We start from the raw sequence: 20,078 nt of genomic DNA on the forward strand, positions 1-20,078 counted from the left end.
TGGAACAGGACCGTAAATCAGGGGTCTGTTCCAGCCGAAGTAGGAGGTAAGCCAAGCGGGAGTGAAAGCGTGTAAATCAATCTGCCCCGCGCACTGCCGCTTCCAGATGTCAGGCATCGGGAAGTCGGGCGGGCACAACTGCTGGAAAGAAGAAGCAGTTGCAACTCTTTCATGGAAAGAGCCAGCCGGTGGCTGCGCAACAGTGGCCAATGGCAGCGTGCAGCTAATCAGAAGGGGAGCCAGGCTCGTAAACTTCATCGTGCTACTCATTGGGGCCGCAAGTTAGGTCTCAAGCCGCTTATTTCCTTGCCTCTGCCGGAATAAGCGCGTACAGCGCCGCCAAAAACCGGTCAACCTCCGGCTTAGTAATATTCAGCGGCGGCAGCAGCCGCAGCACCTCAGGGTCCGAGGCGTTGCCCACAAAAATATGGTGTTCCGTGAGCAGCTTGTCGCGGGTTTCCTTGATAGGGAAGTCGTACTTGATGCCCACCATCAGGCCGCGGCCGCGGATTTCCAGGGCCCCGGCGTGGGCCAGCAGCTCCGTGCGCAGGTGGTTACCCATGGCGGTGGCGTGGGCCAGCAGGTGTTCGTCTTCGATGACTTCGAGCACGGCAAGGGCGGCGGCGCAGGCTAGGTGGTTGCCGCCGAAGGTGGTGCCCAGCAGGCCGTAGGAGGCTTGCAGCGTGGGCGCAATGAGGATGCCGCCGATGGGAAAGCCGTTGCCCATGCCCTTGGCCACGGAAATGATATCGGGCCGGATGCCGGCGTGCTGGTGCGCGAAAAACTTGCCGCTGCGGCCGTAGCCGCTCTGCACCTCGTCGGCAATGAGCAGCACGTTGTGGGCCCCGCACAGCAGCGACAGCCCCTGCAGAAACTCATCGGAGGGCATGATGATGCCGCCCACGCCCTGAATGGGCTCGATAATCACGGCGCACACATCGTCGCCGCGCAGGATTTCGGCCACCGCCGGCAGGTCGTAATCGACGAAGGAAATGGCGTGGCCCGCGTTAAAGGGTGCCACGATTTTTGGGTTGTCGGTGGCCGCCACCGCGCCCGAGGTGCGGCCGTGAAACGCGCCTTTAAACGCAACCACGCGGGTTTTTCCGGTGTGGAAGGAGGCCAGCTTCAGCGCATTCTCGTTGGCCTCGGCCCCCGAGTTGCACAGAAACAGCGCGTAGTCCTCGTAGCCCGACACCTGGCCCAGCTTGTGCGCCAGCTGCGTCTGAATCGGAATCTGCACCGAGTTGGAGTAGAAGCCGATGTTTTGCAGCTGCTCGGTGAGGCGCTGCACGTAGTGCGGGTGGCTGTGGCCAATGGAAATCACGGCGTGGCCGCCGTAGAAATCCAGGTACTCCTGGCCCTGGTCGTCCCAAAGTTTCGCGCCTAGCGCCCGCACGGGCGTGATGTTGACGAGGGGATAAACGTTGAAAAGCTCCATGTTATGGATGTTGTCTCGAAGACTAAATTTTAGAAGAAACTAGTCTAATGATATTTCTAAGTCAGGCGGAATATTATCAGGATTCAAACTCGCATATAAACTCTTATCAATTCCAATGAATGCCATCACGTCGTAGCTTCTGAATAGAATCGTTAGATTTTTAGATTCAATATCCATGTGAATTCCTTTTTCAGCTACTTCCTCTTCTTCAGCCTGTTGAACTATAGAATTTCTATTCTTATCCGTAATCATTATCTGCCAGTCACCAGCATTGTCAATTAGCAGTGTACCAAAAGTTGTTTTGATGCCAGCCCAAGAATCGCTTGAAATATGCCAGATAGACCCAGAGGGAACGCAGCGAATTACTTCGGACAGTAGACGAATTTCACTAGACTTGATTCGCAGCATGACGTTCTGGTTTAAAAAAACGAAGCTTTGCTCATCAATCCCGTCGTTTCCGGCAGGCCAAACAGCAGGTTCATATTCTGCACCGCCTGGCCCGAGGCGCCTTTCACCAGATTATCAATTACCGAGGTAATCAAGAGCTGCTTGCCCTGCTTCTGCACGTGGAGCAGGCATTTATTGGTATTCACCACCTGCTTGAGGTGAATTTCCTTGTCCGACACCGTGGTGAACGACGCGTCGGCATAAAACTGCTGGTACAGCTCCTGCGCCTCGTCCTGCGTCAAATCCGAGGGCGTGTAGACGCTGGCGAAAATGCCCCGCGCGAAATTGCCGCGGTAGGGGATGAAGTGAATCTCGGCCTCCGACTGCGGCTGTAGCTGCGCCAGGCTCTCACCGATTTCGCCGAGGTGCTGGTGCGTGAAGGGCTTGTAGACGGACACGTTGTTGGTGCGCCACGAGAAGTGCACCGTTTCCGACAGGCCTTGGCCCGCGCCGGTTGAGCCGGTGATGGCCGACACGTGGATGTCGTCGGTTAGGGCCCCGGCGGCGGCCAGCGGCAGCAGCGCCAGCTGAATGGCCGTGGCGAAGCAGCCGGGGTTGGCGATGCTGGTGGCATCTTTGATTGCCGCCCGATTAAGCTCCGGCAAGCCGTACACGAAGCGGCGGCCAGCGGCGTCGCGGTCGGCGGCGAGGCGGAAATCGTTGCTCAGGTCGATGACGCGGGTGGTGGCCGGGAGTGGGGTTTTCTCCAGGAATGCCCGTGAATTGCCGTGGCCCAGGCAGAGGAACACCACGTCTTCCGTCCCGGTCAGCTCCCTAGCAAACACCAGTTCGGTGTCGCCCAGCAAGTCGTCGTGCACCTGGGCCACGGGGGCCCCGGCGTGGGAGCTGCTTACCACGGCCGCGATTTCCACGCGGGGGTGGGGCAGCAGGATGCGCAGCAGCTCGCCGGCCGTGTAGCCGGCCCCGCCCACAATGCCCGCCCTAAACATTACCATCCTGCAAGCTAGCGTGAATTTTCAGCTGGTTGCCGAAGATTTTGATGAAGCCTTTCGCGTCGCGGGCGTCCCAGGCGTCGTTGGTTTCGCCGTAGGTGGCGGCTTTCGACTGCATCATGTCGTAGGGCGAAACAACACCCAGCAAATCAAATCGGTAGGGCTGCAAGCGCAGCGTTACCTTGCCTGATACGCGGGCCTGCGACGAGGCCAGAAAAGCCTCCATGTCGCGCATCACCGGGTCGAGGTACTGGGCCTCGTGCAGCAGCGTGCCATACCAGTTGGCCAGGTTGTCTTTGTGCAACAATTGCCAGCGCGAACAGGTGTGCTTTTCCAGCAAGTGGTGGGCTTTGATGAGCATGAGCGCCGCCGGGGCCTCAAACCCTACGCGGCCCTTAATGCCCAGAATCGTGTCGCCCACGTGCGTGTCGCGGCCAATGGCGTAGCTGGCCCCCAGCGCGTTGAGGCGCTGAATCAGGGCTACGGGGTCCATCGTTTCGCCGTTTAGGGCCCTGGGCTCGCCTTTTTCAAAGGTGATTTCGATTTGCTGGGCCCCGGTGGCGGTGGGCTGCGACGGGTAGGCGCTGTCGGGCAGGGGCAGGTGCGAGGTCAGGGTTTCGACGCCGCCCACGCTGGTGCCCCAAATGCCGACGTTGATGGAATACTTAGCCTTTTCCCAGCTCATTTCGAAGCCGTTTTTTTGCAAGTAGGCAATCTCTTCCTGGCGCGCGAGTTTCTTGTCGCGGATGGGGGCGATAATCTCGGTATCGGGCGCAATTACGGCGAAGGCCACGTCGAACCGCACCTGGTCGTTACCGGCCCCGGTACTGCCGTGCACGATGTAATCGGCCTTGTTCTGGCGGGCGTACTCGGCAATGGCCAGCGACTGGAACATGCGCTCGGCGCTGACGCTCAGCGGGTACGTATCGTTCTTTAGCACGTTGCCAAACAGCAAGTAGCGCAGGCAGTCGTGGTAGAAACGCTCCGTTACATCTATTACTTCGTGCTTGACCGAGCCCAGCTCGTAGGCGCGTTTCTCGATGGCCGCCAGCTCGTTGGCCGTGAAGCCCCCGGAATTGACGATGACCGTGTGGACTTCCAGGTCGAGTTCGCGCGACAGATACACGGCGCAGTACGACGTGTCGAGGCCGCCGCTGTAGGCGAGAATGGCTTTTTTCTTCATGAGGAGGCAGAATCGATTTTAGGTTCGGAGGCCACGGTTTGGGGGCCCGGCAATACTGGCGTAGCCAGGGCGGCGAAATCGGGTACCTGCACCTGCACGAGTTTATCGGCCGCGTCGAAGAGCATGCCGGTGCAAAGGCACATCTTGCGCTCGTTCTCCATCAGGATGCCGTAGTTCTTGCAGCTTTTGCAGCCCTTCCAAAAGTCCTCGCTTTGGGTCAGTTCGGAGAAGGTAACCGGCTCGTAGCCCAGGTCGGTGTTGATTTTCATCACGGCCAAGCTGGTCGTGATGCCAAAAATCTTGGCTTGCGGGTACTTAGTGCGCGACAAGTCGAACACGGCTTGCTTAATCGCCCGGCCCACGCCGTGCTTGCGGATATCGGCGTTCACTACGAGGCCCGAATTGACGACGAAGGATTTGTCGTCGAACGTTTCAATGTAGCAAAACCCGGCTAGCTCGCCATCGACGAACGCTAAGATGCCGTCGCCGCTGGCCATTTTTTTGGCCACGTAAGCTGGCTCGCGCTTGGCGATGCCCGTGCCGCGTTGTTTGGCCGACTCGATGTACCACTGGCACAGCGCGTCGGCATAAATGGCATCTTCTGCCGTTGCAACCCGAATTTCCATTCCGTGAATTGAGAAAAACCTGGGGAGAGATGCGCGGATTTCGTGCAAACGCAGGCCGCGTTTGATGATTGCCAGGAAACCCAAAGTCGGTAAGCGGCGCGGGGCCCGGCCCAGCGCCAAGGGGAGGTGGCCCCAGCGGGCGCACCAAGCGGCTGCGGTAGCCGCTAGGGTCGTCGTACCCACGAAGTCCGAACGCACACCGTCGAGCCCCCGGCCATAGCGGCTGCGGCAAACAACGTGGTAGTGGGCAAGGATGCGGTCATGGCAGAAACGAGAAATCGGGGGCTAAGCGAGCCACTGAGGCGCAGAGTTCAATTCTGCTGCAAAAGTAAAACCCCCTACTTTTGTTCGCAACCTTTTGGGGAAGTTTTTTGGCAAGCTACCTATTTGCCAGGGTAGAAGATGCGGCGCAGGGACAATAATTGTCCCAAATTCCGCACAAGTGAAAGAGAGATTAATTAATCATTAAGGGTAAATGAAGCAATTAAAAATAATTAAGGTTGGCGGTGGCATCATCGACGATGCGGCGAGCTTAGCGCAGTTTCTGCAATTATTTGCCCGCGTGGAGGGCCCCAAGATTTTGGTGCACGGTGGCGGTAAAGGCGCCAGCGAAATGCTGCGGGCCCTGGGCATTGCGCCGCAGCTGGTGAATGGCCGCCGCATCACCGACGCGGCCACGCTCGACATTGTGACCATGTTTTACGCCGGCAAAACCAACAAAGCCATTGTGGCCGGCCTGCAGCAAAACCGCGTCAACGCCCTGGGCCTCAGCGGCGCCGATGGCAACGTGATTCGGGCAATCAAGCGGCCGGTGCGCGAGATTGACTACGGCTTCGTGGGCGAACTTACGCCTGCAGGTGTCAATGCGGCACTGCTGGGGGCCCTGCTCGGGCTGGGCCTCACCCCAGTAATTTGCGCCATTACGCACGACGGCCACGGCCAATTATTAAATACGAACGCCGATACCATTGCCGCCACCGTAGCCGTGGCGCTGAGCGAGCAATTTGCCGTTGAGTTGCATTACTGCTTCGAGAAGGATGGCGTACTGCTCGACGTGAACGACGACAATTCGGTTATTGAAAAAATAAATCTGGCGAGCTACGCGGAATTAAAAGAAGCCGGAATTATTGCCGACGGGATGATTCCGAAACTAGATAATTCGTTTGATGCACTGAGCCAAGGCGTAAGCAAAATAATTATTGGCCACGCCCTGAAGATCAACGATTCGCTCAAAACCGTGCTATGCCTGAATTAGCCGCGCTTACGCAGGCGGCCGTAGGGCTGCTGGAGCAATTGATTGCAACGCCCTCGTTTTCGCGGGAAGAAGCAGCAACTGCGGCGTTGGTTTTTGATTTTTTGACGACGCGTGGGGCCCTGCCGCAACGCCAAGGCAACAACGTGTGGGCCATAGCCCCGGGCTACGTGCCCACGCAGCCCACGGTGCTTCTCAACTCGCACCACGACACCGTGAAACCCGGTGCAGCGTGGACGTATCCGCCGTTTGAGGCCACCTGGGAGGGCGATAAATTGACCGGCTTGGGTAGTAACGACGCGGGTGCTTCGGCGGTGAGTTTGCTGGCGACGTTTCTGTATTTGAAGGACCGGCCGCGCGCCTATAATTTAATTTGTGCGATTACCGCCGAGGAAGAAGTTTCGGGCGCTAACGGCATCTCTAAATTACTGCCTGAGTTGGGGCCCATTGCCCTCGGCATCGTGGGCGAACCCACGCAAATGCAATTGGCAATTGCCGAAAAAGGCCTGTTAGTACTCGACTGTGTAGCCCGCGGTAAAACCGGCCACGCGGCTCGCGACGAAGGCGAAAACGCCTTATATAAGGCCTTGGACGATATTGCCTGGCTGCGGAATAACCAGTTGCCGCGCGTATCGCCGATGCTGGGGCCCGTAAAAACAACGGCCACGCAAATTAGCGCTGGGCAGCAGCACAACGTGGTGCCCGACGAGTGCCGCTTCGTGGTGGACGTGCGCACCAATGAGCTGTACACTAATGCCGAAGTAGTGGAGATTTTGCAGCAAAATTTGCGGTCGGAAATTACGCCCCGCTCGCTGCGCTTGAACTCGTCGCGGATTGCGGCCGACCATCCCATTGTGCAGCGTGGCCGGGCCCTGGGCAAGCAAACGTACGGCTCGCCCACGCTTTCCGATCAGGCCCTGATGCCGTTTGCGACGGTGAAAATAGGGCCTGGCGACAGTGCCCGCTCGCATACACCGGACGAATTTATTTTGCGCAGCGAAATAATTAGCGGGGTGCGCGACTACGTGGCCCTGCTGACGGACTTAGTAATTTAATTAATTATTGCCTTCAGGGTGCGTATGAAAATTTGGGAAAAAGGCTTCTCGGTGAACGAGAAAATCGAAAAATTTACCGTGGGCCGCGACCGGGAATTGGACCTGTACCTGGCGTATTACGACGTGCTGGCTTCCCGGGCCCACGCCGATATGCTGGCCGTCGCGGGATTAATCACTGCCGCAGAGCAGCAACAATTAGCGCAAGGATTGGACGAGTTGAAGCAGCAGATTGAGGACGGCACGTTCGAAATTGAGGCCGAGTTTGAGGATGTGCATTCCAAAATTGAGTCGTACCTGACCGAAAAGTTTGGCGATGCGGGCAAGAAAATCCACACCGCTCGCTCACGCAACGACCAGGTGCTGACGGCTATTCAGCTGTTCATCAAGGATTATACGGAACAAGCGGCGACTAAGCTGGTGGCCCTGGCTGAGGTGCTGTTGCAAAAAGCCGCCGTGCATCGCCACGACTTGCTGCCCGGCTACACGCATTTCCAGGCAGCCATGCCGAGCAGCTTCGGGCTGTGGTTTGGGGCCTACGCCGAGCACTTGCTGCTCGACGTGGCGCTGTTTGAGGCCGCCCACACCGTGGCCGACCAGAACCCGCTGGGCTCGGGTGCGGGCTTTGGCAGCAGCTTCGCCATCAGCCGCGAGCAGACGACGGCGGCGCTGGGCTTCAGTAGCGTGGCCGTGAGTGCCGTGGGGGCCCAGATGCTGCGCGGCAAAACCGAGCGCACGGTGGCGTTTGCCATTGCCGGGGCCGCCGCCACGCTGGCCAAAATGGCCTACGACTTGGTGCTCTACAACGGCCAGGACATGGGGTTTGTAAAGCTGCCCAAGGAGTTTACGACCGGTTCCAGCATCATGCCGCACAAGAAAAACCCCGATGTGTTCGAGCTGGTGCGCGCCCACGCCAACCGCCTCCAGGCCCTGCCCACCGACCTGATTCTGGCCACCAGCAACCTGCCCAGCGGCTACCACCGCGACTTCCAGATTCTCAAGGAAATCCTGTTTGGGCCCCTGCGCCAGTTCCTCGATTTGCTGGACATGCTGCTCTTCGCCGTACCCGAAATTCAGGTCGTCCCCGGCATCATCGACCAGCCGAAATACGACCTAATTTTTTCGGTTGAAAACATCAACCAGCTCATTCAAAGCGGCGTGCCGTTCCGCGAAGCCTACCGCCAAGTAGGCCAATCGGTGGAGGATGGCAGCTACCGTGCCCACCGGGAGTTTCGCACCACGCACCTGGGCAGCGTGCACAACCCCGGGCTGGTAGAAATCGCAGCTAAAATTCAACAGTTGAAAGCGCACAGCCGGGTGCTGGGTAGGGGCCCCGCTTAAAAGCTATCCGAATAGGGATTCTTATGCTGAGCTCGCGAAGCATCCTATCAGGGTAGAACAGGTCGTTCAGCGGTGATAAGGTGCTTCGCAAGCTCAGCATAAGAATCCCTATTCGGATAGGTGCTTAGGCCCCGGGGTAGGGCCCCGGTGGGCCAGCAGGGCCCGGTAAGCGGCGGGCGTGTCCACGTCGAACGCCGCGTCGGGCATGGGCACCAGGGCCAGGGCGGGGCCGTAGCGGGCCAGCAGGGGCTTGGCGCCCTGCTCCGGGCGGATGTTGTGCAAATCGGCCAACGCGCTGGCAGTGAACAAGGCTGGGATACCGAACGCATCGGCGTAGGCGGCCGCCACCGCTGGGGCCCCGGTGGCTTGCTGGTGCTGGGCTAAAGCGGCCAGCTGCTCGGCTGCTATCAGTGGCTGATCTGAGCCCATGACGAGCACGGCGGTGGCCGCGGGGCCCAGCGCGGCCAGGCCGACCCGGATGGAGGCGCCCATGCCGGCCGCCCAATCTGGGTTGTGCACGGTTTGGCAGGGGAGGTCGGCCACGGCGTGGCGCAGCTCGGCGTCCAGGGCCCCCGTCACGACGACGACGGGGGCGTAGCCCGCGGCCAGGGCCGTGCGCACGGCCCAGTGCAGCAGGGTTTCGGCTTGGTAGATAAGTAGTTGCTTGGGCTGGCCCAGGCGGCTGGAATTGCCGGCTGCCAAAACCAGGGCGGCGGCCGGTGGGTTGAGCGGCGGCGGTGACGGGGGCATGTTTTCAGAAATTAGCGCAAAAAAGGCCGGTGGCCGAGTGGTTGCGCATTGCGAATGCAACGCGTTACCACCCGGCCACCGGCCTAAATTAGCTGCTGCCGGTTAGGCGTTCAGCTTGGGGTAATCGGTGTAGCCTTTCGCGCCGGGCACGTAGTACGTGTCTTTGTCGCTAGGGGCCAGGGGGGCGTTCTGGGCGAAGCGCTCCACCAAATCGGGGTTGGAGATGTAGAGCGTGCCGAAGGCCACGAGGTCAGCGTCGCCGTCGGCAATGACTTGGTTGCCTTTCTCCTGCGTCATGCCAGCGTTGATGATGAGCGTGCCTTGGTACATGGGGCGGTAGTGCTTGGCAATGTGCGGCTCGGCGAACGGAATCTTGCTCACGTCGGTGAACGGCTCGCAGAGGTGCAGGTAGGCCAAGTTGTAGTCGTTGAGGCGCTTAACGATGTAGTCGAACGTGGGGATAGTCTGTTCATCCATCTTCGTGCCGAAGGGGCCTTCGAGCGAGGGGTTGAGGCGCACGCCCACCTTGCCCAGGTCCACGCCCGCAGCTTTGATGGCGTCGAGCACGTCGAACAAAATCCGGGCGCGGTTCTCAATCGAGCCGCCGTACGCGTCGGTGCGGGTGTTGCTGGGGCCGTTAAAAAACTGCTGGAACAGGTAGCCGTTGGCGGCGTGCACTTCCATGCCGTCGAAGCCGGCGGCCAGCGCATTTTGGGCGGCGGTGGCGAAGTCGGCCACGGTGTACTTAATCTCGTCCAGGGTCATGGCCCGGGGCGTCACCGTGTCCTTAAAGCCGGTGGGCGTGTACACTTTCTCGTGGGGGTTGATGGCCGAGGGGGCCAGGGGCAGGGCCCCGTCCAGCAAATCGGGGTGCGACATGCGGCCCACGTGCCACAGCTGCACGAACAGCTGGCCACCCAGCCGGTGCTGGGCGCTGGTGATTTTCTGCCAGCCCGCTACCTGCTCGGGGGTGTAGATGCCGGGTACGTTGATGTAGCCGGCGGCCTCGCGGTTCACGTAGGTGCCCTCCGTCACGATGAGGCCCGCCGAGGCCCGCTGGTCGTAGTAGGTCACCATCAGGTCGTTGGGCACGGCGCCGGGGTTGTCGGCGCGGCTGCGCGTCATGGGGGCCATGACGACGCGGTTTCTCAAGTTCAGCTTATCGGAGTGAAAAGGGGTCAGAAGCGGTTGCTCAGCCATTGCTATGTCTCATGAATTAATTGGAACGCTCTCAATCGGAAAGCGCCCAATAAGCCCGGGGCCCCACGCTTTGTTTGCACGCCGGCAGCAGAAGCTGGGGCTCCGGCATTGCCAAGGGGGCCTGCCCGGTTTGTTGCGCGGCTGGCGCAGAATGCCTTACGACGCGCTGGCCACGTCGGCGTAGCCAGTTTCCGGCACGTGCACCGTGCCGGCCCGCTCGCGCAGGGGCCGGCCCTGCCGGCCGCTGCGCTGCGCCTGAATTTCGGCCACGATGGCCAGGGCAATTTCCTCCGGGGTTTCGCTGCCCAAATCGAGGCCGATGGGGCTGTGCAGGCGTTCGCGCAGCAATTGGACCCGTTCGGCTTCGCTCAAGCCCAACTCCTCCATGAGGCGGGCCGCTTTCAGGCGGGGCCCCAGCAGGCCGATGTAAGGCGCGGGCGAGGGCAACAGAGCTTGCAGCGCGGCCAGGTCGTAGGCGTAGTTGTGGCTGAGCAGCACGTGGTACGCGCTGGGGTCGGAGGGCTGGGCTTCCAGCTCGCGCACCGACACAATGCGTACTTCCGCCGCTTCGGGAAAACGAAGGGCAGTGGCCAGGTTGGGCCGGCCGTCCACCACCGTGATGTGCCAGCCCAGCGAGCCGGCCAGGTGCACCAGCGGCTGCGCGTCGTTGCCGGCGCCGTACACTACCAGGCGCAGCGGCGGCTCCAGCACTTCCAGCAGCGCCCGCACGGGGCCCCCGTCGGTTTCAATATCCAGCACCTGCGACTGGCCGTAGGCCAGCGTGGCACGCGCCGCCTCGGCCAGCGGGGCGGCTAGCAGCGGCGTGCCGCGCAGGGCCCCGGCGGCTGGCAGCAGCAGGCGCTGCCCCACGGCTGCTTTCAGGCCGGTGGTGTCGGCTTCGAACACGGTGGCCAGCACGGCCGGCGCGGGGTGCTGGGCAAAGCCGCGCAACAGCTCCAAGGGGTTGTGGCCGTCGGCAAAGTTCAGCGGCTCCAGCAGGATGCGCACCACGCCCTGGCAGCCGGGGCCCAGGCCGTGGCGTGGGTCGTCCTCGTCGCGGGTGTCGTAGGTTACCAAGGCCGGCTCGCCCTGGAAAATGGCCCGCCGGGCCCGCTGCCGAGCATCGCCCTCCAGGCAGCCGCCGCTGATGGCGCCGGTCAGCTCGCCGTCTTCCGTCACCAGCATCCGGGCCCCGGGACGGCGGTAGGCCGAGCCCAGCACTTCGACCACCGTGGCCAGGGCGCAGGGGCGGCTAGCGGCGCGGTGCTGGTCGTAGGCGAGGAACAGGCGTTGTAATTCAGTCATTGCAGGAAAAAGGTTCGCTTTGGCAGTACGCCCAGGGCGGAGCGGGGTTGTAAGAACCGCCTGCCAGGAAGCAAGGTTCTGCGCCAGTGCCTGGCCCCCGGCCAACAGCGCGCACTTTGCTTTTTATGAACGCTGCTATCCCGTTTATCAATCATATGCCTTCACTGAGGCCGCCAGCAAGCCAATCGCCTTTTTCTTTCTAGGGCCCGGTGCTGCGCCGGTTCAGCTCCCCATCGACCTGCCGTACCGCAGCCACTATTACAAAATTGGCATCTGCTTGCGCGGCAGCGCCCGATGCCTCGGCCGCGCTTTTGGGGACGGCTGAGGGGCTTGCCGATAACATCAGAATCCAGGCGTATGGTGGGCGGGGTGGCAATGGTCTGGCTTAGCCGCGGATACCTTTTTGCTGCCTCGGGGTGGCAGGCCGTGTTGGCAGTGCCGGTGAAGTGTGGGTTCTCGCGTACGGCAGCGAGCGGGCTGGACCACCGGGCCCCGGCCTCACCGGGGCGACTTGTAAAACCGTGGTGATGGTGTGGACGCGCTAATCGTTTATATCACATTTGTTAAATATTTTTTTATATTTAGGTATTCAATTTTTTTGTTTCCCTACCTCAACTAGCTCATTTATGGAAAAGCCCCGGGACCCCGAAGCCAGTGACGCGCAGGAAGCTGAAGAAGAACACGCGCCTCAATCCGCAGCTTCCGCCGCCGAAGAAGCTGCGGGCGAAGAGGCTCCGCAAGCCGCGGTGAGCCACAACCCGCCCGTTTAAATTCTGCTGAACACCGGCCCATGCTTCTACCACCGCAGATAAAGCGCGGTGACCAGCTAATTATAGTAAAATATATAATAAAATATTTTTTAAAATATAGTAACGTTTATAATCTTGATACATTTGCTCTATATATGTTCAACCCTTAACATTTTTCAACCATGGAATTGACTGCAATCATCGTAACACTTTTTTAGGTGTGGATCACAATCCCCCCACAAAGTAAAATTGGGGTATTAAAGTACTAGGCTCCAGGGGGCATAAGGACACGTTTTCGTGTTCGTATGCCCCCTGCTCGTACTTAGTGCTTCAATGCGATGGGTCCTACTGGCGTGGCGGCTCAACGGTACGGCCCTGGTCCGTTTGCTGTACTATTCCGGGCGTTACTCCCAGAACGTCTAGCGTTGCCCGCAACTTTTTGTCCGCCGCTGCCGAATGGCCAGCCAAATATAATTAATATTGTAAAAATTAAATATAAATTATTATGTTTGCCATGTGCTCACCACTTAACCACTCGCCCGATGGAAAAGCCTTTGAATGCCGATCCCACGCCCGTACCCGACGCTAAATGGGTCGAAACGGTAAACCTATTTACCGAGCGCCTGGGCAAGCCCCATTTGTCGCGGGATGGGGCACCCGTGGATTCTGTAGAAAAGGCAACGGATGCCATCTGGGGCCATGGCGAGGCCGAAGTGCATTTGCACCGGGGGGATAAGGGGGCAGAACTAGTAGCGGTGGGTAGCAGTACCTTTTTCAAGTGCGACACGCGGCACGCTTTCGAGGAGTTATCCGCAAAAATCAAAAAGATTTATCCAGAAGAAGCAGAACTTCAGTTCAATCCCATTGAAGAACATACCGACCCGCTCCTTGGGCCTAAAAAAATCATAATCATCAATTTCAAGGCTTTTTACATAAACCGTGGGCATGGCAAACGGGAAGGGTACGAACTTGCCGGTAAGGCCGACATTCTGTGCTGCGTAATTCATAACCCGCCCATATAAAAGTTTTGGTCCAGAGCCCAGCGAAGCAAGTACCCCAGCAGGGGCTAAGATGGTACCGTTACTGCGACCTTGCTGTTACTGTCTGCCAGCATGAAGCTCTTTGCCGTTTTACTGCTCTTGCTCGCACGCTACGCGTTGGGCACACCTGCCTCAATGGGCCAAACCCCTGCAGCCGATAGCCTGCGCCTATTGCTACGCGCACAGCCCCGGCTCGATACCACGCGGGTACGCCGGCTACAGGCTTTATCGCAAAAGCTATTAACTGTCGATGCGCCGCAGGCCATTCAATTAAGCCACCAGGCCCTGCGCTTGGCCCTGCGCCTAGCTGACGCCACGGGTGAAGGAAAAGCATTGCTGGCTCTTAGTGTACTGCAACGTCGACAGACCAATTATGTAGCTGCCCGGGACTACGCGCAGCGGGCGCAACTGCTTTTTTTGCGCCGTGCTGACCGCCGGGGACTTGCCAAAACATTGCTGCAACTGAGTTGGATTGACAGATTACAGGGCAGCCCCGCGCCAGCATTGGCCTCTGCTTTTAAAGGTCTGACCCTGGCCGAGCAAACGGGCGACGAGCAGACCCGTATGCGCTTGCAAGCCGTCATTGGCGGTATTTATTCGGACATGGGTAATTATGACGAGGCCCTACCGATGCTGCGCGCCGCCCTAGCAAATGCCCGGCGGGCCCGCGATTGGCAGGTGGCGTCGCAGGCGCTCAACAGCCTGGGGGCCGCATACCAATTACTGAAAGACTGGCCCCGAACCCTGTTCTACCACCAGCAAGCCTTGAAGCTGAGTCGGCAGCTGGGCGATGCATCGAGCGAAACCGTGGACGAAACCAACCTGGCGGAGGTGTACGGCTTGCAGGGCAACCAGGCCGAGGCGCTGGCGCACGGCCGGCGGGCCCGGGCGCTGGTGCGGGCCACGCACGACAGCTATAACATGCCCTCGGTGGAGCTGATGCTGGCCCGCGGCTTCGTGCTGGCCCGGCAGCCCGACAGCGCCGTGGCCCTGGCCCGGCACGCGCTGGCGCTCAGCCAGCAGTCGCGCAGCAACGAGAACATCCGCAACGCGGGCGACATCCTGGCGCAGGCCTATGCGCAGCGGCGCGACTACGCGCGGGCCTACCGCTACCGCAACCTGCAGATGGCCTACAACGACACGCTCTCGGGCGAGGACACCCAGCGCCGCACCAGCGCCCTGCGCTACGGCTACGAGCTGGACAAGAAGCAGGCCCAGATTGTGCTGCTTCGGAAAGACCGGGAAATTGCGGGCCAAAAAGCCTACCGGCAGCGCCAGCAGATGCTTGCCGCGCTGGCCGGGCTGGGCGGCGTGGTGCTGGTGGTGGCCCTGCTGCTGCGCAACATCTTCCTCAAGCAGCGCGCCAACCGCCGCTTAGGCGAGAAAAACGTGCAGATTGCCGCCCACCGCGACGACCTCGACCGCACCCTCACCGAGCTGCAAAGCACCCAGAACCAGCTGGTTCAGCGCGAGAAAATGGCCTCGCTCGGCGAGCTGACGGCGGGCGTGGCCCACGAGATGCAGAACCCGCTCAACTTCGTCACCAACTTCGCCGACCTGAGCGTGGAGCTAGTGGCCGAGCTCGAAGCCGAGTTGGCCAAAGAGTCGCTTTCGGCCGCGGGGCGGCCGGCCATTGGGGCCCTGGTGCAGGCCCTGGCCCAGAACCAGGCCAAAATTCACCAGCACGGCCACCGCGCCGACCGCATCGTGAAGAACATGCTGGAGCACGCGCGCACCCGCAGCGGCGAGCGCCAGCCCACCAACCTCAATGCCCTGGCCGACGAGTACTTGCGCCTGGCCTACCACGGCTGGCGGGCTAAAAACAAAGACTTCAACGCCGCGCTGGAAACCGACTTCGACCCCCGCCTGGGGCCCGTGCCCGTGGTGCCGCAGGACCTGAGCCGGGTGCTGCTCAACCTGCTCACCAACGCCTTCTACGCCGTGGCCGAGAAGGCCAAAACCGCCGGCCCGGCCTACCGCCCCCAGGTAGCCGTGGCCACGCGGCGCACCGGCGACACGGTGCGCATCCGGGTGCGCGACAACGGCAACGGCATCCCGGCGGCGGTGCGCGAAAAAATATTCCAGCCCTTTTTCACCACCAAGCCCACCGGCGAGGGCACCGGCCTGGGCCTGTCGCTGAGCTACGACATTGTGACGAAGGGCCACGGCGGCACCCTGGCCGTGGCCAGCCAGGAAGGCGAATTTACGGAGTTCACCATCAGCCTTCCCGCGGAAGTATAGGCTAAACAAGTTGAAAATATTTATTCATATATTAACCTAAATTAATTGCTCTGTTGCGGGCATTACGCCGGTTGTTATGCTGCCCGAACCACCGCTTTCAACGCGCTTTCGCCCGCCCCCCCCGCGGGGCCAGCAGCGGGGGCCCCCGCTGCGCCCGTGCTGCCCCGGGTGGTGGGGGCCGCGGTGTTCCGGGCCGGGCTATTGCTGGCCGGCGTAGCCTCGGCCGCGGTGGGGCTGAAGGGGTTTCTGCTGCCCAACGGCTTCATTGACGGGGGCGTGACGGGCATAGCGCTGCTGGCTAGCCAGCTGACGCACATCTCGTTGTCGCTACTGATTGTGGTCATCAACGTGCCGTTTGTGCTGCTGGGCTACCGCCAGCTCGGGGGCCCGTTTGCGGCGCGCACGCTGGCGGCCATCCTGGCGCTGGCGGGGGCCGTGGCGGTGGTGTCGGTGCCGCCCCTCACGCACGACAAATTGCTGATTGCCGTGTTCGGGGGCTTTTTCCTCGGGGCCGGCTCGGGGCTGGCCATGCGCGGCGGGGGCGTGCTCGACGGCACCGAAATCCTGGCCGTGTACCTCACCCGCAAGCTGCCCGCGTCCATCGGCGACATTGTCCTGATTATCAACGTAATAATTTTTGGGGTGGCGGCCTGGCTGCTGTCGGTCGAAACGGCGCTGTACTCCGTCCTGGCCTACCTGGCGGCGGCCAAAACCGTGGATTTCGTGCTGGTGGGCATCGAAGAATACATCGGCCTGACCGTCATCTCGTTCCACAGCCCCGAAATCCGCCGGTTCATCACCGAGCGCCTGCACCGCGGCGCCACCGTCTACGAAGTTACCCAGGGCTACGGCTCGCACGGGGCCCAGTACCTGAAAGTAGAAGCCATTTTCACGGTCATCACGCGCTTGGAAATCATGACGTTGACTGACGAAATCAATAAAATTGACCCCCGCGCTTTCATCGTGCAGCACAGCGTGAACGACATCAAGGGCGGGCTGATAAAGAAGCGCGCCTTGCACTAGGTGATTTTGGTAAGATTAGAGATAGAGACAATTGAACGTCAAAGCCTTAGGTCGTCGTGCTGAGCCTGTCGAAGCATCTCTCCCGCAGCGGTAATTATTGACTAGTAAGTGGGCGAGATGCTTCGGCTTCGCTCAGCACGACGGCCTAATTTTCTGCATGAAGGCCTACGAAAAAACTAGCTTCACTAACACCCAACACTTCCCAACCAGCAGATTACCAATGGAAAGATGGCATCGTTTTCTGGGGGTGCGGCCGGGCGAGATGAAAGCCGTGGGGCTGTTTGCTGCCCATAATTTCTTGCTGGGCACGGGCACCATCCTTGTGTACGTGGCGGCCACGGTGCTGCTGCTCGCGTACGACCCGGTGCGCACCCTGCCGCTGGCCTACGGCGTGGGGGCCCTGGCGACGCTGGCGGTGGGCGGGCTGTACGCGCGCTGCGAGCACCACTGGGCGCTGCAGCGGCTGGCGGGGCGGGCGCTGGCGGCGGCGGCCGTGCTGGTGCTGGTGCTGGGGGCCCTGCTGTGGTGGGGCCCCACGGTGGGGGTGGCAGTGGCCATCATGGCGGGCTACCGGCTGATTTATCTGCTGACGAGCCTGGAGTTTTGGGGGATGTCGGCCGTGGTGTTCAACGTGCGGCAGGGGCGGCGGCTGTTCGGCGTCATCAGCGCCGGCGACCTGCCGGCCAAAGCCCTGGGGGCCGGGCTGGCCGTATTTGTTCACGCCCAGCACGCCCTGTACGGGCTGCTGCTCACGGCCTTCGCCGCCTACCTGCTGGCGCTGGTGGTGCAGCGGGCCACGTTCCGGGCGCAGGCGGCGGCCCACCCGAGGCCCCGGGCCGCCGAAGAAGCGCACGTGCCCGGGGCCCCGGCGGCCAAAACTAGTCCGCTGGTGCAGGCCTTGGGCCTCAGCCTGCTAGCCCTGGCCGCGGCGGCGGTGGGGGTGGAGTACCTGTTTTTGGTGAATGTGAAGTACAAGTTTCAGGCCCAGGGCCCCGTGCTGCAGTACGTGGGGGGCGTGCTGGTGCTCACCTACCTGCTGGCCACGGGCCTCAAGCTGCTGTTTGCGCGCCACGGCCTCGATTGGCTGGGGGTGCGCCGGGCGCTGCTGGTGCTGCCGCTGGCGGCGCTGGCGGGCATCGGCCTGTTTGGGGGGCTGCGGGCGGCCCACGCGGGGCCGTCTGCGCAGCTGGCGTATTTCTGCGGGCTGTACTTGGGGCTGGAAGTGCTGCGCCGGGCCGTGTTCGAGCCCGTGTTTCTGGTGCTGTTTCAGCCCTTGTCGCCGCCCGCGCGCCTGGCCGGCCACACGCAGGCCAAGGGCTTTTATGAGCCGCTGGGCCTGGGCCTGGGGGCCCTGCTGCTGCTGGTGCTGCCCCGGGCCGCGGCGCTGGGCCAGTGGCTGCCGCTGGCCTGGATGGCCGCGCTGCTGCTGGGGGCCCTAGTGCTGCTGCAACGCGCTTACGGCCACTACCTCAACGAGCTGCGGGCCACGCTGGGCCTGCGTTTTGCCGAACGGCCGGGGGCCGCCGGGGCCCCGGTAGGCGCGGGGCGCGACGGGGAGGATGCGGGCCCCGCGCCCAGCAGCTCCGACGCCCAAGCGCCCGCCCCCGACGCGGCGCTGCAAGCCCTCGCCCACCTCCAGTACGCCGGGCCCGAGGCCCTGGCCCGCCACGCCGAGGCGCTGCTCGGCCACCCCGACGGCCGGGTGCGCGGCCGGGCCCTGGCCCTGCTGGGCCCCCGCGCCGACGCTGCCCTGCTCTGCCGCCGTGCCCTGGCCGACCCCGACCCCGCGCTGCGCGAGCTGGCCGCCCACCTGGCCGGCCCGCACCCGGTGGCCGATGCCTTGCTCGACCACCCCGACTGGCCCGCCCGCCAGGGGGCCCTGCGCGGCCGCCTCGAAGCCGCCCCGGCCGACGCCCGTGCCCGCGCCAGCCTGGCCACGCTGGCCGCCGACCCCCGGCCCGACGCGCGCCTGGCCCTGCTCGCGCTGGTGGCGTTCCTAGAGCCCGCGCATCAGGCGCAGGTGGTGGTGGCCGGCCTGCGGGGCCCCGGCCCGGAGCTGGTGGCCGCCGCCGTGCGGGCGGCCGCGGTGGCGCCCACGCCCGCCGTGCTGGCGCAGCTCGTGGCCCTGCTGCACACCACAGCAGTGCAGGCGCTGGCGGCAACGGCCCTGGCCGGGGCCGGCACCGCTGCTTTGCCCGTGCTGCGCGACGTGCTGGCGCGTGAGACCGACGGGCGGCGCTTGCAGCGCGTGGCGCAGGCCTGCGCCCACCAGGGCACGCCCGGGGCCCGGCAGCTGCTGGTGGCCACGGCCCGGGGCCCCCACTTGCCAGGGCGTGCCGCTGCGCTGCGGGCCCTCACCGGCTTCGCCTCCGAGCTGGCCGATGCGCCCGTCTTTCAGCACTTGGTGGAAGAGGAGCTGCGCTTTGCCCAGCACCTGCTGCACGGCATGGCCGCGGCCGATACCGAGCTGCGGGCCGCCCTGCGCTACGAGCTGCGCAAGGGCCAGCAGCGCCTGTTTGGGGCCCTGGCGCAGCTTTACGAGCGTCAGCCCATCCTCGACGCGCAGCGCGGGGCGGCCCACACCGCCGGCGAGCGGCAGGCCAACGCCCTCGAAATGCTTGATAACCTGCTGCCCCGGCCGCTCTACCAGGGCCTGCAAGCCATGCTCGATGCGGGCCGCCTGCGCGACAAAGTGCTGGTATTCGACGGCCTGCTGGGGCCCCCCACGGCCACCGAAACCCTCCCGGCCATGGTGGTGCGCCGGGGCTTGGGCGCGTTTTCGGCCTGGACGGTGGGCGTGGCCCTGCGCCGCTGGCACCCCCAGCTGGCCACCGTGGCCCACCTCTACCCGCACCTGCTGGCCGAGGGCCTGCTGATTCAGGAAAGCGCCCGGGCCCTGCTGCGCCAATTGCCGGTGCTGCGCCCCGCCGCTTACGATGTATTGCTCGCCGAATTTCCCGACGTTGCCGCCCTGCCCATGACCTCCTCCCCCGAATCCTCCCCGTCGCCCTGCACCTCGGCGCTCGCGCGCGTGCGCCTGCTCAAAGGCACCGCGCTGTTTGCCCAAACGCCCGAAAACATTCTGACCACCATCGAGCCCATTATGCGGGAAATGGCCTTTGCGCCGGGCCAGGAAATCTTTGCCAAGGGCAGCCTGGGCACCTCGCTCTTCATTGTGTGCGCCGGCGAGGTGGGTATTTTCGACGGGCCCCGGCAGCTGGCTACCTTCCGCCAAGGCGACTTTTTTGGCGAGCTGGCCCTGCTCGACGCCGAGGCCCGCTCGGCCTCCGCCGTGGCCCAGGGCCCCGTGGCGGCCTTCCGCGTCGACCAGGAAGATTTCTACGACGTGATGGAGGAGTGCGCCGAAGTGGGCCGCAACGTGCTGCGCGTGCTCTGCCAGCGCCTGCGCCGCCAAAACGAGAAGATGCCGCCCGTGGCGGCGTGAACGGTAGGCTTGGCGGTACACCCAACCCGCCAG

General features: G+C 62.5%; 16 protein-coding genes. 8 read left to right on the plus strand and 8 right to left on the minus strand.

Annotated elements, in window-relative coordinates; all coding sequences use genetic code 11:
- Nucleotides 1–298 precede the first annotated feature (298 nt).
- The 5 genes from AXW84_RS07155 to AXW84_RS07170 are packed head-to-tail and all read right to left on the minus strand — an operon-like array spanning nt 299 to nt 4,647.
- On the minus strand, nt 299–1,438 hold the full coding sequence (locus AXW84_RS07155) for an aspartate aminotransferase family protein (protein WP_068230644.1): 1,140 nt from the start codon (nt 1,436–1,438) through the stop codon (nt 299–301).
- Between the two features lie 39 nt (nt 1,439–1,477).
- Complete coding sequence (locus AXW84_RS24625) at nt 1,478–1,846, minus strand: hypothetical protein (RefSeq protein WP_157886872.1); 369 nt, start codon at nt 1,844–1,846, stop codon at nt 1,478–1,480.
- Nucleotides 1,847–1,857: 11 nt separating this feature from the next.
- Nucleotides 1,858–2,835: an N-acetyl-gamma-glutamyl-phosphate reductase gene (gene argC / locus AXW84_RS07160; RefSeq protein WP_068230647.1), complete on the minus strand. Its 978-nt coding sequence runs from the start codon at nt 2,833–2,835 to the stop codon at nt 1,858–1,860.
- Entirely contained in the window at nt 2,828–4,021 is a 1,194-nt protein-coding gene (locus tag AXW84_RS07165; protein WP_068230650.1) for an argininosuccinate synthase, read from the minus strand. The genes argC and AXW84_RS07165 overlap by 8 nt, the downstream gene beginning before the upstream one ends.
- Nucleotides 4,018–4,647, minus strand: coding sequence for a GNAT family N-acetyltransferase (locus AXW84_RS07170; protein ID WP_204248434.1), 630 nt, complete (start codon nt 4,645–4,647; stop codon nt 4,018–4,020). The genes AXW84_RS07165 and AXW84_RS07170 overlap by 4 nt, the downstream gene beginning before the upstream one ends.
- A 475-nt stretch (nt 4,648–5,122) precedes the next feature.
- On the opposite strand from AXW84_RS07170, the gene argB reads away from it, so the two are divergent.
- Genes argB through argH form a run of 3 tightly spaced genes read left to right on the plus strand, consistent with a single transcriptional unit; the run spans nt 5,123 to nt 8,292 of the window.
- The gene (gene argB, locus AXW84_RS07175; RefSeq protein ID WP_068230653.1) at nt 5,123–5,902 is read left to right on the plus strand and encodes an acetylglutamate kinase; all 780 of its coding nucleotides are present in this window, start codon (nt 5,123–5,125) and stop codon (nt 5,900–5,902) included.
- A complete protein-coding gene (locus AXW84_RS07180) occupies nt 5,890–6,954 on the plus strand; it encodes a M20 family metallo-hydrolase (protein WP_068230661.1) in 1,065 nt (354 codons plus the stop codon). The genes argB and AXW84_RS07180 overlap by 13 nt, the downstream gene beginning before the upstream one ends.
- A 24-nt stretch (nt 6,955–6,978) precedes the next feature.
- Complete coding sequence (argH, locus tag AXW84_RS07185) at nt 6,979–8,292, plus strand: argininosuccinate lyase (RefSeq protein ID WP_068230664.1); 1,314 nt, start codon at nt 6,979–6,981, stop codon at nt 8,290–8,292.
- Nucleotides 8,293–8,400: 108 nt separating this feature from the next.
- Here argH and AXW84_RS07190 read toward each other — a convergent pair whose 3' ends face one another.
- From AXW84_RS07190 to AXW84_RS07200, 3 genes are all read right to left on the minus strand, one after another.
- Entirely contained in the window at nt 8,401–9,042 is a 642-nt protein-coding gene (locus AXW84_RS07190; protein ID WP_068230667.1) for a nucleotidyltransferase family protein, read from the minus strand.
- 102 nt (nt 9,043–9,144) lie between these two features.
- A complete protein-coding gene (locus AXW84_RS07195) occupies nt 9,145–10,242 on the minus strand; it encodes an alkene reductase (protein WP_068230670.1) in 1,098 nt (365 codons plus the stop codon).
- Between the two features lie 156 nt (nt 10,243–10,398).
- The gene (locus AXW84_RS07200; protein ID WP_068230672.1) at nt 10,399–11,547 is read right to left on the minus strand and encodes an XdhC family protein; all 1,149 of its coding nucleotides are present in this window, start codon (nt 11,545–11,547) and stop codon (nt 10,399–10,401) included.
- A 626-nt stretch (nt 11,548–12,173) separates the two neighbouring features.
- Here AXW84_RS07200 and AXW84_RS24630 point away from each other — a divergent pair.
- The 5 genes from AXW84_RS24630 to AXW84_RS26295 all read left to right on the plus strand — a co-directional run bounded on the left by AXW84_RS24630 (nt 12,174) and on the right by AXW84_RS26295 (nt 20,045).
- Nucleotides 12,174–12,317 (plus strand): hypothetical protein, encoded by a 144-nt coding sequence (locus AXW84_RS24630; RefSeq protein ID WP_157886873.1) that lies wholly within the window; start codon nt 12,174–12,176, stop codon nt 12,315–12,317.
- A 521-nt stretch (nt 12,318–12,838) separates the two neighbouring features.
- Nucleotides 12,839–13,318 (plus strand): hypothetical protein, encoded by a 480-nt coding sequence (locus tag AXW84_RS07210; RefSeq protein ID WP_068230680.1) that lies wholly within the window; start codon nt 12,839–12,841, stop codon nt 13,316–13,318.
- Nucleotides 13,319–13,840: 522 nt separating this feature from the next.
- Nucleotides 13,841–15,577, plus strand: a complete 1,737-nt coding sequence (locus AXW84_RS07215; protein ID WP_068230683.1) for a tetratricopeptide repeat-containing sensor histidine kinase — start codon at nt 13,841–13,843, stop codon at nt 15,575–15,577.
- 156 nt (nt 15,578–15,733) lie between these two features.
- On the plus strand, nt 15,734–16,600 hold the full coding sequence (locus AXW84_RS07220; protein ID WP_068230686.1) for a YitT family protein: 867 nt from the start codon (nt 15,734–15,736) through the stop codon (nt 16,598–16,600).
- A 220-nt stretch (nt 16,601–16,820) separates the two neighbouring features.
- Entirely contained in the window at nt 16,821–20,045 is a 3,225-nt protein-coding gene (locus tag AXW84_RS26295; RefSeq protein WP_068239023.1) for a cyclic nucleotide-binding domain-containing protein, read from the plus strand.
- The last annotated feature ends 33 nt before the right edge of the window (nt 20,046–20,078 follow it).

The organism is Hymenobacter sp. PAMC 26628 (genome assembly GCF_001562275.1).
GTDB lineage: Bacteria > Bacteroidota > Bacteroidia > Cytophagales > Hymenobacteraceae > Hymenobacter.

Bases quoted from the DNA above. Each gene is read 5' to 3' on its own strand.
- AXW84_RS07155 (WP_068230644.1), bottom strand. From the start codon at position 1,438: ATGGAGCTTTTCAACGTTTATCCCCTCGTCAACATCACGCCCGTGCGG.
- AXW84_RS24625 (WP_157886872.1), bottom strand. From the start codon at position 1,846: ATGCTGCGAATCAAGTCTAGTGAAATTCGTCTACTGTCCGAAGTAATT.
- argC (WP_068230647.1), bottom strand. From the start codon at position 2,835: ATGTTTAGGGCGGGCATTGTGGGCGGGGCCGGCTACACGGCCGGCGAG.
- AXW84_RS07165 (WP_068230650.1), bottom strand. From the start codon at position 4,021: ATGAAGAAAAAAGCCATTCTCGCCTACAGCGGCGGCCTCGACACGTCG.
- AXW84_RS07170 (WP_204248434.1), bottom strand. From the start codon at position 4,647: ATGGAAATTCGGGTTGCAACGGCAGAAGATGCCATTTATGCCGACGCG.
- argB (WP_068230653.1), top strand. From the start codon at position 5,123: ATGAAGCAATTAAAAATAATTAAGGTTGGCGGTGGCATCATCGACGAT.
- AXW84_RS07180 (WP_068230661.1), top strand. From the start codon at position 5,890: ATGCCTGAATTAGCCGCGCTTACGCAGGCGGCCGTAGGGCTGCTGGAG.
- argH (WP_068230664.1), top strand. From the start codon at position 6,979: ATGAAAATTTGGGAAAAAGGCTTCTCGGTGAACGAGAAAATCGAAAAA.
- AXW84_RS07190 (WP_068230667.1), bottom strand. From the start codon at position 9,042: ATGCCCCCGTCACCGCCGCCGCTCAACCCACCGGCCGCCGCCCTGGTT.
- AXW84_RS07195 (WP_068230670.1), bottom strand. From the start codon at position 10,242: ATGGCTGAGCAACCGCTTCTGACCCCTTTTCACTCCGATAAGCTGAAC.
- AXW84_RS07200 (WP_068230672.1), bottom strand. From the start codon at position 11,547: ATGACTGAATTACAACGCCTGTTCCTCGCCTACGACCAGCACCGCGCC.
- AXW84_RS24630 (WP_157886873.1), top strand. From the start codon at position 12,174: ATGGAAAAGCCCCGGGACCCCGAAGCCAGTGACGCGCAGGAAGCTGAA.
- AXW84_RS07210 (WP_068230680.1), top strand. From the start codon at position 12,839: ATGGAAAAGCCTTTGAATGCCGATCCCACGCCCGTACCCGACGCTAAA.
- AXW84_RS26295 (WP_068239023.1), top strand. From the start codon at position 16,821: ATGGAAAGATGGCATCGTTTTCTGGGGGTGCGGCCGGGCGAGATGAAA.